The organism is Streptomyces sp. NBC_00096 (assembly GCF_045041305.1).
In the GTDB taxonomy this organism is placed as follows: Bacteria; Actinomycetota; Actinomycetes; order Streptomycetales; family Streptomycetaceae; genus Streptomyces.
On record NZ_CP108221.1, the window covers coordinates 1,691,655 to 1,704,722 of the forward strand.

Annotated in this window: 13 protein-coding genes, 5 tRNA genes and 1 pseudogene; 3 read left to right on the forward strand and 16 right to left on the reverse strand. The window is 70.1% G+C overall.

The features are described 5' to 3' along the window. Positions 1-21: 21 nt before the first annotated feature. Positions 22-513 carry a DUF3515 domain-containing protein gene (locus OG904_RS06975; RefSeq protein ID WP_405497830.1) on the forward strand — a complete coding sequence of 164 codons (492 nt, stop codon included), beginning with the start codon at positions 22-24 and terminating at the stop codon, positions 511-513. A gap of 139 nt (positions 514-652) precedes the next feature. Here OG904_RS06975 and OG904_RS06980 read toward each other — a convergent pair whose 3' ends face one another. From OG904_RS06980 to OG904_RS06990, 3 genes are read right to left on the reverse strand one after another with little or no spacing between them, the layout of a single operon-like run. Continuing rightward, complete coding sequence (locus OG904_RS06980) at positions 653-1,810, reverse strand: D-alanine--D-alanine ligase family protein (RefSeq protein WP_405488437.1); 1,158 nt, start codon at positions 1,808-1,810, stop codon at positions 653-655. A gap of 39 nt (positions 1,811-1,849) precedes the next feature. After that, positions 1,850-2,860 (reverse strand): NAD(P)H-dependent glycerol-3-phosphate dehydrogenase, encoded by a 1,011-nt coding sequence (locus tag OG904_RS06985; RefSeq protein WP_405488439.1) that lies wholly within the window; start codon positions 2,858-2,860, stop codon positions 1,850-1,852. Continuing rightward, complete coding sequence (locus OG904_RS06990) at positions 2,857-3,609, reverse strand: lysophospholipid acyltransferase family protein (protein WP_405488441.1); 753 nt, start codon at positions 3,607-3,609, stop codon at positions 2,857-2,859. The genes OG904_RS06985 and OG904_RS06990 overlap by 4 nt, the downstream gene beginning before the upstream one ends. A 176-nt stretch (positions 3,610-3,785) precedes the next feature. Here OG904_RS06990 and cofC point away from each other — a divergent pair. Further along, positions 3,786-4,451, forward strand: a pseudogene (cofC, locus tag OG904_RS06995) (2-phospho-L-lactate guanylyltransferase); the annotation flags it as partial. 284 nt (positions 4,452-4,735) lie between these two features. Here cofC and OG904_RS07000 read toward each other — a convergent pair. From OG904_RS07000 to leuC, 4 genes are all read right to left on the reverse strand, one after another. Further along, positions 4,736-5,428: an HU family DNA-binding protein gene (locus tag OG904_RS07000; protein WP_405488443.1), complete on the reverse strand. Its 693-nt coding sequence runs from the start codon at positions 5,426-5,428 to the stop codon at positions 4,736-4,738. A 145-nt stretch (positions 5,429-5,573) separates the two neighbouring features. Further along, entirely contained in the window at positions 5,574-5,801 is a 228-nt protein-coding gene (locus OG904_RS07005) for a hypothetical protein (protein WP_328301002.1), read from the reverse strand. 137 nt (positions 5,802-5,938) lie between these two features. Next, positions 5,939-6,532 (reverse strand): 3-isopropylmalate dehydratase small subunit, encoded by a 594-nt coding sequence (gene leuD, locus OG904_RS07010; RefSeq protein WP_405488446.1) that lies wholly within the window; start codon positions 6,530-6,532, stop codon positions 5,939-5,941. 5 nt (positions 6,533-6,537) lie between these two features. Then, positions 6,538-7,962 (reverse strand): 3-isopropylmalate dehydratase large subunit, encoded by a 1,425-nt coding sequence (gene leuC / locus OG904_RS07015; protein ID WP_405488448.1) that lies wholly within the window; start codon positions 7,960-7,962, stop codon positions 6,538-6,540. A gap of 184 nt (positions 7,963-8,146) precedes the next feature. On the opposite strand from leuC, the gene ndgR reads away from it, so the two are divergent. After that, positions 8,147-8,863, forward strand: coding sequence for an IclR family transcriptional regulator NdgR (gene ndgR, locus OG904_RS07020; RefSeq protein ID WP_112450208.1), 717 nt, complete (start codon positions 8,147-8,149; stop codon positions 8,861-8,863). Positions 8,864-9,013: 150 nt separating this feature from the next. On the opposite strand, the gene OG904_RS07025 is transcribed toward ndgR, so the two are convergent. The 9 genes from OG904_RS07025 to OG904_RS07065 form a co-directional block, all read right to left on the reverse strand. Next, positions 9,014-9,086 (reverse strand) — tRNA-Glu (locus OG904_RS07025). A 22-nt stretch (positions 9,087-9,108) separates the two neighbouring features. Continuing rightward, positions 9,109-9,180 (reverse strand) — tRNA-Gln (locus OG904_RS07030). 24 nt (positions 9,181-9,204) lie between these two features. Beyond that, positions 9,205-9,277 (reverse strand) — tRNA-Glu (locus OG904_RS07035). Positions 9,278-9,338: 61 nt separating this feature from the next. Continuing rightward, positions 9,339-9,411, reverse strand: a tRNA-Glu gene (locus OG904_RS07040). Positions 9,412-9,437: 26 nt separating this feature from the next. Further along, positions 9,438-9,509, reverse strand: a tRNA-Gln gene (locus OG904_RS07045). Positions 9,510-9,595: 86 nt separating this feature from the next. After that, positions 9,596-10,324 (reverse strand): HAD family hydrolase, encoded by a 729-nt coding sequence (locus OG904_RS07050; protein WP_405488450.1) that lies wholly within the window; start codon positions 10,322-10,324, stop codon positions 9,596-9,598. Between the two features lie 43 nt (positions 10,325-10,367). Continuing rightward, positions 10,368-10,676, reverse strand: coding sequence for a hypothetical protein (locus OG904_RS07055; protein ID WP_405488452.1), 309 nt, complete (start codon positions 10,674-10,676; stop codon positions 10,368-10,370). Positions 10,677-10,788: 112 nt separating this feature from the next. After that, entirely contained in the window at positions 10,789-12,264 is a 1,476-nt protein-coding gene (gene gltX, locus OG904_RS07060) for a glutamate--tRNA ligase (RefSeq protein ID WP_405488454.1), read from the reverse strand. Then, positions 12,257-13,048 carry a fumarylacetoacetate hydrolase family protein gene (locus OG904_RS07065; protein WP_405488456.1) on the reverse strand — a complete coding sequence of 264 codons (792 nt, stop codon included), beginning with the start codon at positions 13,046-13,048 and terminating at the stop codon, positions 12,257-12,259. The genes gltX and OG904_RS07065 overlap by 8 nt, the downstream gene beginning before the upstream one ends. Positions 13,049-13,068: the final 20 nt, after the last annotated feature.

A 13,068-nucleotide genomic window follows, 5' to 3' on the forward strand; every position in this document is an offset into this window, starting at 1 on the left:
CCCGTCTACTCTTGGCCGGTGATGTCACGACACCGCCGGCCCTTCTCTCTGCTCGCCGCACTGACCGCGCTGGCCGTTCCGGCCGCCGCGGGCTGTTCCCCGGGTGGTTCCGGGGCCCGGGTGGATCCGCCGTCCGCTCCGCCCGCCGCGGTGGCGGGTCTCTGTGCGGCGCTGCACAAGGAGCTTCCCGGGACGGTGGCCTCGCTGGACCGGACCCCGGCGCTGCCGGAGTCGGACCTGACCGCCGCGTGGGGCGGCTCGGCGATCGTACTGCGGTGCGGTATCCCCCGGCCCGCGAAGATGCTGGACGAGAAGCAGGACGGTGTCGAGGTGAACGGCGTCGGCTGGCTCCTGGAGAAGCTGGACGACGGCGGCTTCCGGTTCACCACCGGAATGCGGCTGGCGTACACGGAGGTCCGGGTCGACAAGGAGCATGCCACGGATGCGGGCATGCTGGTGGGCCTGTCGGCCGCGATCGCCAAGACCGTACCCGAGGGCATCTCCTCGTACTGACCGCGCCGGCCCGCCGGACGGGCGGGCCCGCTCGGTGCCCCGCGCTCACGAGGCCCGCCCGCCGGACGTCCCCTTTCGGGGAGCCGGCGGGCGGGCCTCGTCGCGTACGGAACTTCGTACGGGGCTTCGTGCCCGGGTGCTAGCGCAGCCCGGTGGAGCGGCGCAGGGCGGCCTGGATCAGGCGGTCCACCAGCTCCGGGTACTCGATGCCCGACTCCTGCCACATGCGCGGGTACATGGAGATCGGCGTGAAGCCCGGCATCGTGTTGATCTCGTTGATGACGAAGGTGCCGTCCTCGGTGAGGAAGAAGTCGGCGCGCACCAGGCCCTCGCAGGACGCGGCGTCGAAGGCCTCGATCGCGAGCTTCTGGACTTCGGCGGTCTGCTCCGGGGTGAGCGGGGCGGGCACGAGTCCGGAGGCCGCGTCGATGTACTTCGCCTCGAAGTCGTAGAAGTCGTGGCTGGAGACCGGCGGGATCTCGGCGGGCACGCTCGCGCGCGGCCCGTCCTCGAACTCCAGGACCCCGCACTCGATCTCGCGGCCGCGCAGCAGCGCCTCCACGATGATCTTCGGGTCGTGGCGGCGGGCCTCGCGGATCGCGGCGTCCAGCCCGGAGGGGTCGTCGACCTTGGTGATGCCGATCGAGGAACCGGCCCGGGCGGGCTTGACGAACAGGGGCCAGCCGTGTTCGCCGGCGAAGTCCGCGATGCGGGCGAGGGCGCCCTCGCGGTCGTTCTCCCACTCGCGGGGGCGGATGGTCACGTACGGGCCGACGCGCAGCCCGAAGGACGTGAAGACCCGCTTCATGTAGTCCTTGTCCTGGCCGACGGCGGAGGCGAGGACGCCCGAGCCGACGTACGGGATGCCGGAGAGCTCCAGGAGGCCCTGGAGGGTGCCGTCCTCGCCGTACGGGCCGTGCAGGACGGGGAAGACCACGTCCACCTCGCCCAGGGCCTTGGGGACGGCGCCGGGCTCGGTGTAGACGACCTCGCGGCTGGCCGGGTCGACGGAGAGCACGACGGCGCCGTCCTCGGACTCGGCGAGCTGCGCGACGTCGGGGAGCTTGCCGTCGGAGATCGCCATCCGGGCGGGCTCGTCGGAGGTCAGCGCCCACCGGCCGTCCGTGGTGATGCCGATGGGCAGCACCTCGTACTTGGAGCGGTCGATGGACCGCAGGACGGCGCCCGCGGTGACGACCGAGATGGCGTGTTCCGAGCTGCGGCCGCCGAACACGACGGCCACGCGGGGCTTGCGGCCCTGCTGCTCAGGGGTCTGGGGGAGGTTCTCGCTGCTCATATCGCCACGAGGGTACCCGCTCACACGTCCGGAAAGCAGTCAGCGCCGTTCCGGTTTGGCGCTGCGCCCCATGAGTTCCTTGAGTGCGACCAGGGTCGGCTTGCCGTGGTGGACGATGTCGACGACCGTGTCGGTGATCGGCATGTCGACTCCGTGGCGGCGGGCCAGATCGGCCACGGACTGGCAGGACTTGACGCCCTCGGCGGTCTGCCTGGTGACCGCGATGGTCTCCTCCAGGGTCATCCCGCGGCCGAGGTTGGTGCCGAAGGTGTGGTTCCGGGAGAGCGGCGAGGAGCAGGTCGCGACGAGGTCGCCGAGGCCCGCGAGGCCGGAGAAGGTGAGCGGGTCGGCGCCCATCGCCAGGCCCAGGCGGGTGGCCTCGGCGAGGCCGCGGGTGATGAGCGAGCCCTTGGTGTTGTCGCCGAGCCCCATGCCGTCCGCGATGCCGACGGCGAGGCCGATGACGTTCTTGACGGCGCCGCCGAGCTCGCAGCCCACGACGTCGGTGCTGGTGTACGGGCGGAAGTACGGGGTGTGGCAGGCGGCCTGGAGCCGCCGGGCGGCGGCTTCGTCCACGCAGGCGACCACGGAGGCGGCGGGCTGCCGGGCGGCGATCTCGCGGGCCAGGTTGGGGCCGGTGACGACGGCGACCCGGGCCGCGGGGACCTTGGCCACCTCTTCGATGACCTCGCTCATCCGCTTGGCGGTGCCGAGTTCGACGCCCTTCATCAGGGAGACGAGCACCGTGTCGGGGGCCAGCAGCGGGGCCCAGTCCGCGAGGTTGCCGCGCAGGGTCTGGGAGGGGACGGCGAGGACCGTGAAGTCGGCGTCGCGCGCGGCCTCGGCGGCGTCGGTGGTGGCCCGGATGTTCGCGGGCAGTTCCACGCCGGGCAGGTAGTCCGGGTTGGTCCGGCCGGTGTTGATGGCATCGGCCAGCTCCTGGCGGCGGCCCCACAGGACCACCTCGCAGCCGGCGTCGGCGAGCACCATGGCGAAGGCCGTGCCCCAGGAGCCGGTTCCGAATACGGCTGCCTTCACGGGACGTGTCACTTGTTGCCCTCCCCCGCGGCCTTGCGCCGCTGTTCCGCCCTGGCCTTGCGATGGTCGTACGGCTGCGTGGGCGCGCTCTCGCCCCGCAGTTCCTCCAGGAGCCCGGTGATGGCCGCCATGATGACCTCGGTGACCTCCTTGAGCACGGCCGGGGTGGGTTCCCGGTCGTAGTACTCGGAGAGGTCCACGGGCGGTCCGGCGAGGACCTGGAGGGTTTTGCGCGGGAACAGGCTGACCTTGTTCTCCTTGGCGTAGGGCGGCATCGCGAGATTCGCGCCCCACTGGGCCACCGGAATGACGGGGGCCCGGGTGATCAGGGCCACGCGGGCCGCGCCGGTCTTGCCGGCCATCGGCCACATGTCGGGGTCCCGGGTGAGGGTGCCTTCCGGGTAAAAGGCCACGCATTCACCGCGCTCGATCGCGTCCACGGCTGCCCGGAATGCGTCCAGGGCGTTGGTGGACTCCCGGTAGACGGGGATCTGGCCGGAGCCCCGCAGGATCGCGCCGACAATGGGGACCTTGAAGAGGGCCGCCTTGCCGAGCAATCGGGGCACCCGGCCGGTGTTGTACTGGAAGTGCGCGTAGGACAGCGGGTCCAGATACGAGTTGTGATTGACGGCGGTGATAAATCCGCCCTCGGCCGGAATGTGCTCCATTCCCCGCCAGTCCCGCTTGAAGAACACTGTCAGCGGCGGTTTCGCGATGGCCGCCGCAAGGCGGTACCAGAAGCCGATTCTGCGGCGGGACACTCGGACACCTTCCTCTAGGACCGGTGCGCGGCTTGGGCACCCCGGGGCCGGACAAGTCTCGCCCCGGGTCCGGTCTCTGTCGAGAACACCGTACGCCCCGCACGCCCCGACCAGGCCCCGGGTGGCCCGGCCTGAGGTGACAATGGGCCCATGCATGACCAGGCCATGACCCGCACATGGCCCAAACGGCCGCGGAAGCGCGGGCCGGAGGGAAGGGGTCCGTCACGAACGCCGTCTGGAGTCTGGTCGTCCCGCTGAAGCCCTTGGCGGTGGCCAAGAGCCGCCTCGCGGTGGCCGTGGGAGGGTCCCGGCCGGGGCTGGCCCTCGCCTTCGCGCTGGACACCGTCGCAGGGGCGCTGGCCTGCGCGGCGGTCGCGGATGTGGTGGTCGTCACGGACGATTCGGCCGCCGGGGCGGAACTGGCGCGGCTGGGGGCACGGATCGTGCCGGACTCCCCGGCCGCCGGTCTCAACGCGGCGCTCGCCCATGGGGCGCGGGCGGTGAGGGCGGGCCGGCCGGGGGCGGCGGTGGCCGCGATGAACGCGGATCTGCCCGCGCTGCGGCCGCCCGAATTGCTACGCGTGCTCGAAACCGCTTCGGTATTTCCCCGGGCATTTCTGGCGGATGCGGCGGGAATCGGGACGACCTTGCTTTCCGCTGCTCCGGACGTGGAATTGGCGCCCTCGTTCGGCGGTCCCTCACGGGCCCGGCATTCGGCCTCGGGAGCGGTGGAAATGGCACTCGCCGGCGTCGACAGCGTCCGCCGGGACGTGGACACGGCGGCGGATCTGCGCACCGCCCTCACCCTCGGTGTGGGGCGCCATACGGCCCGATACAGTGCCCGTATGCAGGCGACCGCGTACACGTACGACTCCCAGACCCGCAGCGGCAGCGTGCTGCTGGACGACGGCACCCCCGTGCCCTTCGAGGCCCCGGCGTTCGACGCGGGCGGCCTGCGGCTGCTGCGCCCCGGGCAGCGGGTCCGGATCGAGACGGACGGCGAGGGCCCGGTTTTGCGGATCACCCTGGTCACGCTGCAGACCTTCTGACCTCACGGTCTCGCGAACGCACCGCGGGCCGGCTTCCCCACGGTGGGGAAGCCGGCCCGGCGTGTGTGACTCGTGCCCTACTTGGTCTTGCGGGCGGTGGTCTTCTTCGCGGTGGCCTTGCGCGTCGCCGTCTTCTTGGCGGGCGCCTTCGTCGACGCGGTGGCCTTCTTGGCCGCCGGTGCGGTCTTCTTCGCGGTGGCGGTGGCCTTCTTCGCCGTCGCCACGGCCTTCTTGACCGTGGCCTTCTTGGCCGCCGCGGGCGCGGCCTTCTTCGCCACGGCGGTCTTGGCGACCGTCTTCTTGGCGGTGGCCGTGACCTTCTTGGCCGTGGTCTTCTTCGCGACCGTGGTCTTGGCGGCGACTGCGGCCTTCTTGGCGGTGGTGGCCTTCTTCGCCGCGGCCTTCTTCACCGTGGCGGAGGCGGCGGAAGACCCACTCGTGAGGCTGCCCTTGGGCGCCTTCTTCACCGATACCTCGCCGCCCCTGGGCAGCTTCTTGGTGCCGCTGACCAGGTCCTTGAAGCCCTGGCCCGCACGGAAACGGGGAACCGAGGTCTTCTTGACCCGGACGCGCTCACCCGTCTGCGGGTTGCGGGCGTAGCGGGCCGGGCGGTCCACCTTCTCGAACGAGCCGAAGCCCGTGACCGAGACCCGGTCGCCCGCGACGGTCGCGCGGACGATGGCGTCCAGTACCGCGTCGACAGCGTCCGCGGCCTGCTGACGGCCGCCCAGCTTGTCGGCAATCGCTTCTACGAGCTGCGCCTTGTTCAACGTCTTCCCCTTCGGAGACTTCGCCAGAACGAATGTGTTCAAGCTTATTTCGCACGTTAGGCGGATATATACCGCAAATCAAACACGAAACGGGCTTATCACCCTAGTGCCGCAACGTTGTAGGCCGTTACGGAGTTCCTTCGCATCAGTCGCCTTCAGGGAATCGACCCTCGTCGAGGTCCTTCATCAACCTGTCCAGGCGCACTGCGGCATCGGCGAGATCGTGCTTCGCCGCAGCAGTGACGACCAACAGCTTCCGGGTCAGCGCCATCCTTACGCCCTCCGGGACTTGCAGTGAGCGAACCCGTGTGTGTGCTTCTTTCAATCGGTCCCCGACAAGTCCGTAGAGCTCAAGTTGACTGTCGCGTTCCATGCACAGATTGTGCCATCTGGGGCGAGTTGTCGCCTCACGGGGCCTCAACACACGACTGTGCCCCCTGCCGGAAGGCAGGGGGCACAGTGTTGCCTATGTGATCACCCGAAGGCGAATAAGCGCTGATCAGGCAGGAATCACGCCTGAATCGTGCGCGGCTTGAAGGTGGGTCGAACGCTTTCGTAGGTCGCGATGTCCCCTTCGTTCTGAAGGGTGAGCGAGATGTCGTCCAGCCCCTCCAGCAGCCTCCACCGGGCGTTGTCGTCGAGCTCGAACTCCGCGACGACACCTTCGGCTCGGACCTGGCGGTCGACCAGGTCGACGGTGATCTCGGCGGTGGGGTCGGCCTCGGTCAGCTTCCACAGCTGCTCGACGGTCTCCTGCGGCAGGACGACGGTCAGCAGACCGTTCTTCAGCGAGTTGCCGCGGAAGATGTCGGCGAAGCGGGAGGAGATGACCGTCTTGAAGCCGAAGTTCTGCAGGGCCCATACGGCGTGCTCGCGCGAGGAACCGGTGCCGAAGTCGGGGCCGGCGACCAGCACGGTCGCCCCCTCGCGCTCGGGACGGTTCGTGATGAACTCCGGGTCCTTGCGCCAGGCCTCGAAAAGCCCGTCCTCGAACCCGTCGCGGGTGATCTTCTTCAGCCAGTGGGCGGGGATGATCTGGTCGGTGTCGACGTTGCTGCGGCGCAGCGGGACGGCCCGGCCGGTGTGGGTGGTGAAGGCTTCCATCGTTCTCAGACTCCGGCGGTCGCGGTGGCGTCGGACAGGTCGGCGGGTGAGGCCAGATGGCCCAGCACCGCGGTGGCGGCGGCCACCTGCGGGGAGACCAGGTGGGTGCGCCCGCCCTTGCCCTGCCGGCCCTCGAAGTTGCGGTTGGAGGTGGACGCGGAGCGCTCACCGGGCGCCAACTGGTCCGGGTTCATGCCCAGACACATCGAACAGCCCGCGTGCCGCCATTCGGCGCCGGCCTCCTTGAAGACCTTGTCCAGGCCCTCGGCGACTGCCTGGAGCGCGACGCGCACCGAGCCGGGGACGACCAGCATCCGTACGCCGTCGGCGACTTTGCGGCCCTCGACGATGCCGGCGACGGCGCGCAGGTCCTCGATGCGGCCGTTGGTGCAGGAACCTACGAAGACGGTGTCGACCTTGATGTCGCGCAGCGGCTGTCCGGCGGTCAACCCCATGTATTCCAGGGCCTTTTCGGCGGCGAAGCGCTCCGAAGCGTCCTCGTACGAAGCAGGGTCGGGGACGTTGGCCGACAGGGGCGCGCCCTGGCCGGGGTTGGTGCCCCAGGTGACGAACGGCGACAGCGTGGTGCCGTCGATGACGACCTCGGCGTCGAAGGCGGCGTCCTCGTCCGTGCGCAGGGTCTTCCAGTACGCGACCGCCGCGTCCCAGTCCTCGCCCGTCGGGGCGTGGTCGCGGCCCTCGAGGTAGTCGAAGGTGGTCTGGTCGGGGGCGATCATGCCCGCGCGGGCGCCGGCCTCGATCGACATGTTGCAGATGGTCATGCGGGCTTCCATCGACAGCTGCTCGATGGCCTCGCCCCGGTACTCCAGGATGTAGCCCTGGCCGCCGCCGGTGCCGATCTTGGCGATGATCGCCAAGATCAGGTCCTTGGCGGTGACGCCGTCGGCCAGCGCGCCGGTGACGGTGATCGCCATCGTCTTGGGGCGGGCCAGCGGCAGCGTCTGGGTCGCCAGCACGTGCTCGACCTGGCTGGTGCCGATGCCGAAGGCCAGCGCGCCGAAGGCGCCGTGCGTGGAGGTGTGCGAGTCCCCGCAGACCACGGTGGTGCCCGGCTGGGTCAGGCCCAGCTGCGGTCCCACCACGTGGACGACGCCCTGCTCGACATCGCCCAGCGAGTGCAGTCGCACGCCGAACTCGGCGCAGTTCTTGCGCAGCGTCTCCAGCTGGGCCCGGGAGACCGGGTCCGCGATCGGCTTGTCGATGTCGATCGTGGGGGTGTTGTGGTCCTCGGTCGCGATGGTGAGGTCGAGGCGTCGGACCTTGCGGCCGGCCTGGCGCAGACCCTCGAAGGCCTGCGGGCTGGTCACCTCGTGCAGCAGGTGCAGATCAATGAAGAGGAGGTCGGGCTCACCTTCGGCGCGCCTGACGACATGGTCGTCCCAGACCTTCTCCGCGAGTGTCCTACCCATCGCTTTCCCTCCGGCCGGCCGGTTGTGCCGGCGCTTGATAGAGATCTTGTGCGCCTGATCGTCCGTACCCCACGTCCCGGACGACGGCTCGGACCCAGTGGTTCGTGGACCCGCACATACAGACTCGCTGGTTCTTGGAAAAATTGAACTTGCGTTTCACAGTGTGAGACGCGAATATCGTTTCATGGACAACTCTAGCGGCGTCGGCGTTCTCGACAAGGCAGCTCTGGTACTGAGCGCACTGGAGTCCGGTCCGGCCACCCTCGCCGGGCTGGTCGCGGCGACAGGGCTCGCACGACCCACGGCACATCGCCTTGCCGTGGCACTGGAACACCACCGGATGGTGGCGAGGGACATGCAGGGCCGGTTCATCCTCGGACCGCGGCTGGCGGAGCTCGCCGCCGCGGCCGGCGAGGACCGCCTGCTGGCCACGGCCGGACCGGTGCTCACCCACCTCCGGGACGTGACGGGAGAGAGCGCGCAGCTCTACCGGCGTCAGGGCGACATGCGCATCTGCGTTGCGGCCGCGGAGCGGCTGTCGGGCCTGCGGGACACCGTCCCGGTGGGCTCCACGCTCCCGATGAAGGCCGGTTCGGCCGCGCAGATCCTGATGGCCTGGGAGGAGCCCGAGCGGCTCCACCGCGGCCTGCAGGGCGCGCGCTTCACGGCGACGGCGCTCTCGGGCGTACGGCGCCGCGGCTGGGCGCAGTCGATCGGCGAGCGGGAGCCCGGCGTGGCCTCCGTCTCGGCGCCGGTGCGCGGCCCCTCGAACCGCGTGGTGGCCTCGGTGTCGGTCTCCGGGCCGATCGAGCGCCTGACCCGGCACCCGGGGCGCATGCACGCCCAGGCCGTCATCGACGCGGCCGCCCGTCTGACGGAGGCCCTGCGCCGATCCAGCTGACCCTTCCGACCTCCCACCACTCCCCCGGGCCCGGGGGCGCGCACGACGCCGCACACGTCCGAACGCGCGCCTCCGGGCCCATACTTGCGTCCGCGCCCGGAAACGAGGAAGAGGCCCTCCGCGATGAACGCGGAGGGCCTCTTCTGTGCGTACCCCCGACCGGATTCGAACCGGCGCTACCGCCTTGAGAGGGCGGCGTGCTAGGCCGCTACACAACGGGGGCTAGCTGTTACTGCGGTGCTGCGCTGGGCTACCAGGACTCGAACCTAGAATAAGAGAACCAGAAACTCTCGTGTTGCCAATTACACTATAGCCCAAAGGTCTAGACCAGCTAGACACAGTACCCCCGACCGGATTCGAACCGGCGCTACCGCCTTGAGAGGGCGGCGTGCTAGGCCGCTACACAACGGGGGCCCTAGCGATCCTGCATCAAAACATCCGGGTGCGACCCTGGAGATCTCGCGGGAAGGATCTGTACCCCCGACCGGATTCGAACCGGCGCTACCGCCTTGAGAGGGCGGCGTGCTAGGCCGCTACACAACGGGGGCAAGCACTGCGTTACTACTGCACTGCGCTGGGCTACCAGGACTCGAACCTAGAATAAGGGAACCAGAAACCCTCGTGTTGCCAATTACACTATAGCCCACCAAAACTCAAGACCCTGAGGGGCTTTCGTTCGGTTAGCGCCTCCGGCCCGGCCTTTCGGCCCGCTCGGGCGGCGCAGAAAGAACATTACCGGATGCCTGACCGTGCTCCAAAACGGGTATCCCCGGCCAGCACCTCCGGGAGCCGTTCGAGACCGGCGATCCTGTGCACGCCGTCGGGCCCCGGCCCGCGCAGGCCGTCGCGGTCGAGCCAGACCGCCGTCAGCCCGGCGTCACGGGCGCCGCGCGCGTCGATCTCCGGCTGGTCTCCCACGTAGACCACCTCCCCGGGCTCCAGCCCCATCTCGTCGCACGCCGCGAGGAAGGCGCCCGCCTCCGGCTTGCTGACCCCCAGCTCAACGGCGCACACGAGGACCTCGAAGCGGTCGCGCAGGCCGAGGCTGCGCAGCTTGGGGTCCTGGTTGACGACGGAGGAGTTGGAGAGCACGCCGTGCCGGTAGCCGGCCGCGAGGACGTCCAGTACGGGCACCACGTCGGGGAACAGCTCCCAGGCGGCCGTGTAGTGCTCGACGTACCGCCCGAACCAGCCGTCGGCCTGCGCGTCGCTCATCGCGGGCTCCCCGAGGAACTCGCGCACCCGGTCCCGGCGCTGCCCCTGGAAGGTCCCCTCCCCGGCCGCGAAGCGCTCCCAGTACCGGTCGGTGATCCGCCGCCACAGCGCGAGCGCCTCGCCCGGTGCCCCGTACCGCTCCGCGATCCCCTCGTCGGCCAGATGCGCCGCGAGCCCGGCCCGGTCGGCTCCGGTGTAGTCGAACAGGGTGTCGTCGATGTCCCACAGGACGGCACGAATCGGCATACGGCCGACCCTACGCCCGCGCCCGCGGCTCCGGAGGGGCTTTCTAGGCCTTCCCGATGTCGACGGCCCAGACCCCCGTACCGTCGTACGCCTCGGGCGTCGCGGTCAGCACCTGCCCCTCCACCGCACCGGCCGCGGCCGCGCCCGCGAAGTCGAGCGGCAGGAACTCCAGACCGGGCAACGCCCCCACGTGCGCGGCGGTGCCCGCCAGCTCCATGCCGGCGGCGACCAGGCACAGGGCGGGTACGTGGGCCCGCCGGGACGGATCGTCCACTTCGACGACGGCAATGGCGGACGGCAGCCGGTGGCCGCGGCACAGCGCCAGGACCGCCGTGTGGTCAAGGACGATCACCTGCGGCTCCCGATTTCACGCGCGGCGATCGCCTCGCGATCTCGCGACACCCTCCGCACAACGCCGCAGGGGCGGCAGCCGGGTCGGCTGCCGCCCCTGCGGGGAGGGCGGGTCAGGCGGTCAGCTTCGCCAGGGTCGCGTCGATGCGGGACAGGGAGCGGCCCTTGCCCAGGATCTCCAGGGACTCGAAGAGCGGGAGGCCGATCGTGCGGCCGGTGACCGCCACGCGGACCGGGGCCTGCGCCTTGCCGAGCTTGAGGCCGTGGGCCTCGCCGGCGGTCAGGACGGCCTGCTTGAGGGACTCCGGGTCCGACCAGTCCGCCGCGGCCAGGTTCTCGCGGGCCGTGGTGAGGAGGGCCGCCGGCTCGCCCTTCATCGCCTTGTCCCACGAGGCCTCGTCCTCCACCGGCTCCTTCAGGAACAGGAAGTCGACGTTGGCGGTGATGTCGGAGAGGACCGTGACGCGGGTCTGGGCGTGCGGCGCGATGCGCTCCCAGGCGGCGGCGTCGAAGTCCTCGGGCGCCCAGTTGGCGTGCGGGGCCGTGAGCCACGGGGCGCAGGCGTCCGCGAAGGCCTTCGGGTCGAGCAGGCGGATGTGGTCGCCGTTGATCGACTCGGCCTTCTTCAGGTCGAAGCGCGCCGGGTTGGCGTTGACGTCCGGGATGTCGAACTTCTCCACCATCTGCTCGATCGAGAAGATGTCCTGGTCCTTGGAGAAGGACCAGCCCAGCAGCGAGAGGTAGTTCAGCAGGCCCTCGGGGAGGAAGCCGCGCTCGCGGTACAGGTTGAGCGAGGCCTCGGGGTCGCGCTTGGAGAGCTTCTTGTTGCCCTCGCCCATCACGTACGGCAGGTGGCCGAAGGCCGGCACCGCCTTGGCGATGCCGAGCTCGATCAGGGCCCCGTAGAGCGCGATCTGGCGCGGGGTGGAGGACAGCAGGTCCTCGCCGCGCAGGACGTGGGTGATCTCCATCAGCGCGTCGTCGACCGGGTTGACGAGCGTGTACAGCGGGGCGCCGTTGGCGCGGACGATGCCGAAGTCCGGCACGTTCTCCGGGCTGAAGGACAGCTCGCCGCGGACCAGGTCCGTGAAGGTGATCGTCTCGTCGGGCATCCGGAACCGGACGATCGAGGAGCGGCCCTCGGCCTCGTACGCGGCCTTCTGGTCGTCCGAGAGGTCGCGGCAGGTGCCGTCGTAGCCCGACGGCTTGCCGGCGGCGCGGGCGGCGTCGCGGCGGGCGTCCAGCTCCTCGGTGGTGCAGTAGCAGTGGTAGGCGTAGCCGCCGTCCTGGAGCTTCTGCGCGACGTCCCGGTAGATGTCCATCCGCTCGGACTGGCGGTACGGGGCGTGCGGGCCGCCCACCTCGGGACCCTCGTCCCAGGTGAAGCCGAGCCAGCGCAGCGAGTCGAGCAGCTGGTCGTACGACTCCTCGGAGTCGCGGGCCGCGTCGGTGTCCTCGATGCGGAAGACGAACGTACCGCCGTGGTGGCGGGCGAACGCCCAGTTGAAGAGGGCGGTGCGGACCAGGCCCACGTGGGGGTTGCCGGTCGGGGACGGACAGAAACGTACGCGGGGGGTCGCGTTAGCCACGCTTGATCACCTTGTTGGTGAGAGTGCCGATGCCTTCGATGGTGACGGCGACCTCGTCGCCGACGTTGAGGGGGCCGACTCCGGCCGGGGTCCCCGTGAGGATGACGTCGCCCGGGAGCAGCGTCATGGCCTCGGTGATGTGCACGATCAGGTCCTCGATGGAGCGGACCATCTGGCTGGTGCGCCCGAGCTGGCGCTGTTCGCCGTTGACGGTGCACTGGATGGTCAGGTCGCCCGGGTCCAGATCGGTCTCGATCCAGGGGCCGAGGGGGCAGGAGCTGTCGAAGCCCTTGGCCCGGGCCCACTGCTTCTCGCGCTGCTGGACGTCGCGCGCGGTGACGTCGTTGGCGCAGGTGTAGCCGAGGATGACGTCCTTGACCCGCTCGCGCGGGACCTCGCGGCACATGCGGCCGATGACCACGGCGAGCTCCGCCTCGTGGTGCAGGTCCTGGGAGAAGGAGGGGTACGTGATCGGGTCGCCCGGGCCGACCACCGAGGTGGAGGGCTTGAAGAACGTGATCGGGAAATCCGGGACCTCGTTGCCGAGCTCCGCCGCGTGCTCCGCGTAGTTGCGGCCGATGGCCACGATCTTGCTCGGGAGCACGGGCGGAAGCAGCCGGACCTTGCTCAGCGGGACCTTCGTGCCGGAGAGCTCGAAGTCCGCGAACGGGATCCCCTTGATGATGTCGAGGACGAGCTCACCTTCGGACGCCGCGAGGGCAGTGCTGCCCTCGACCGCGCCGAACGCGACATTGCCGTCGATCGAGAACCTGGCGATGCGCACGTGTTGCGTCTGCCCCTCTG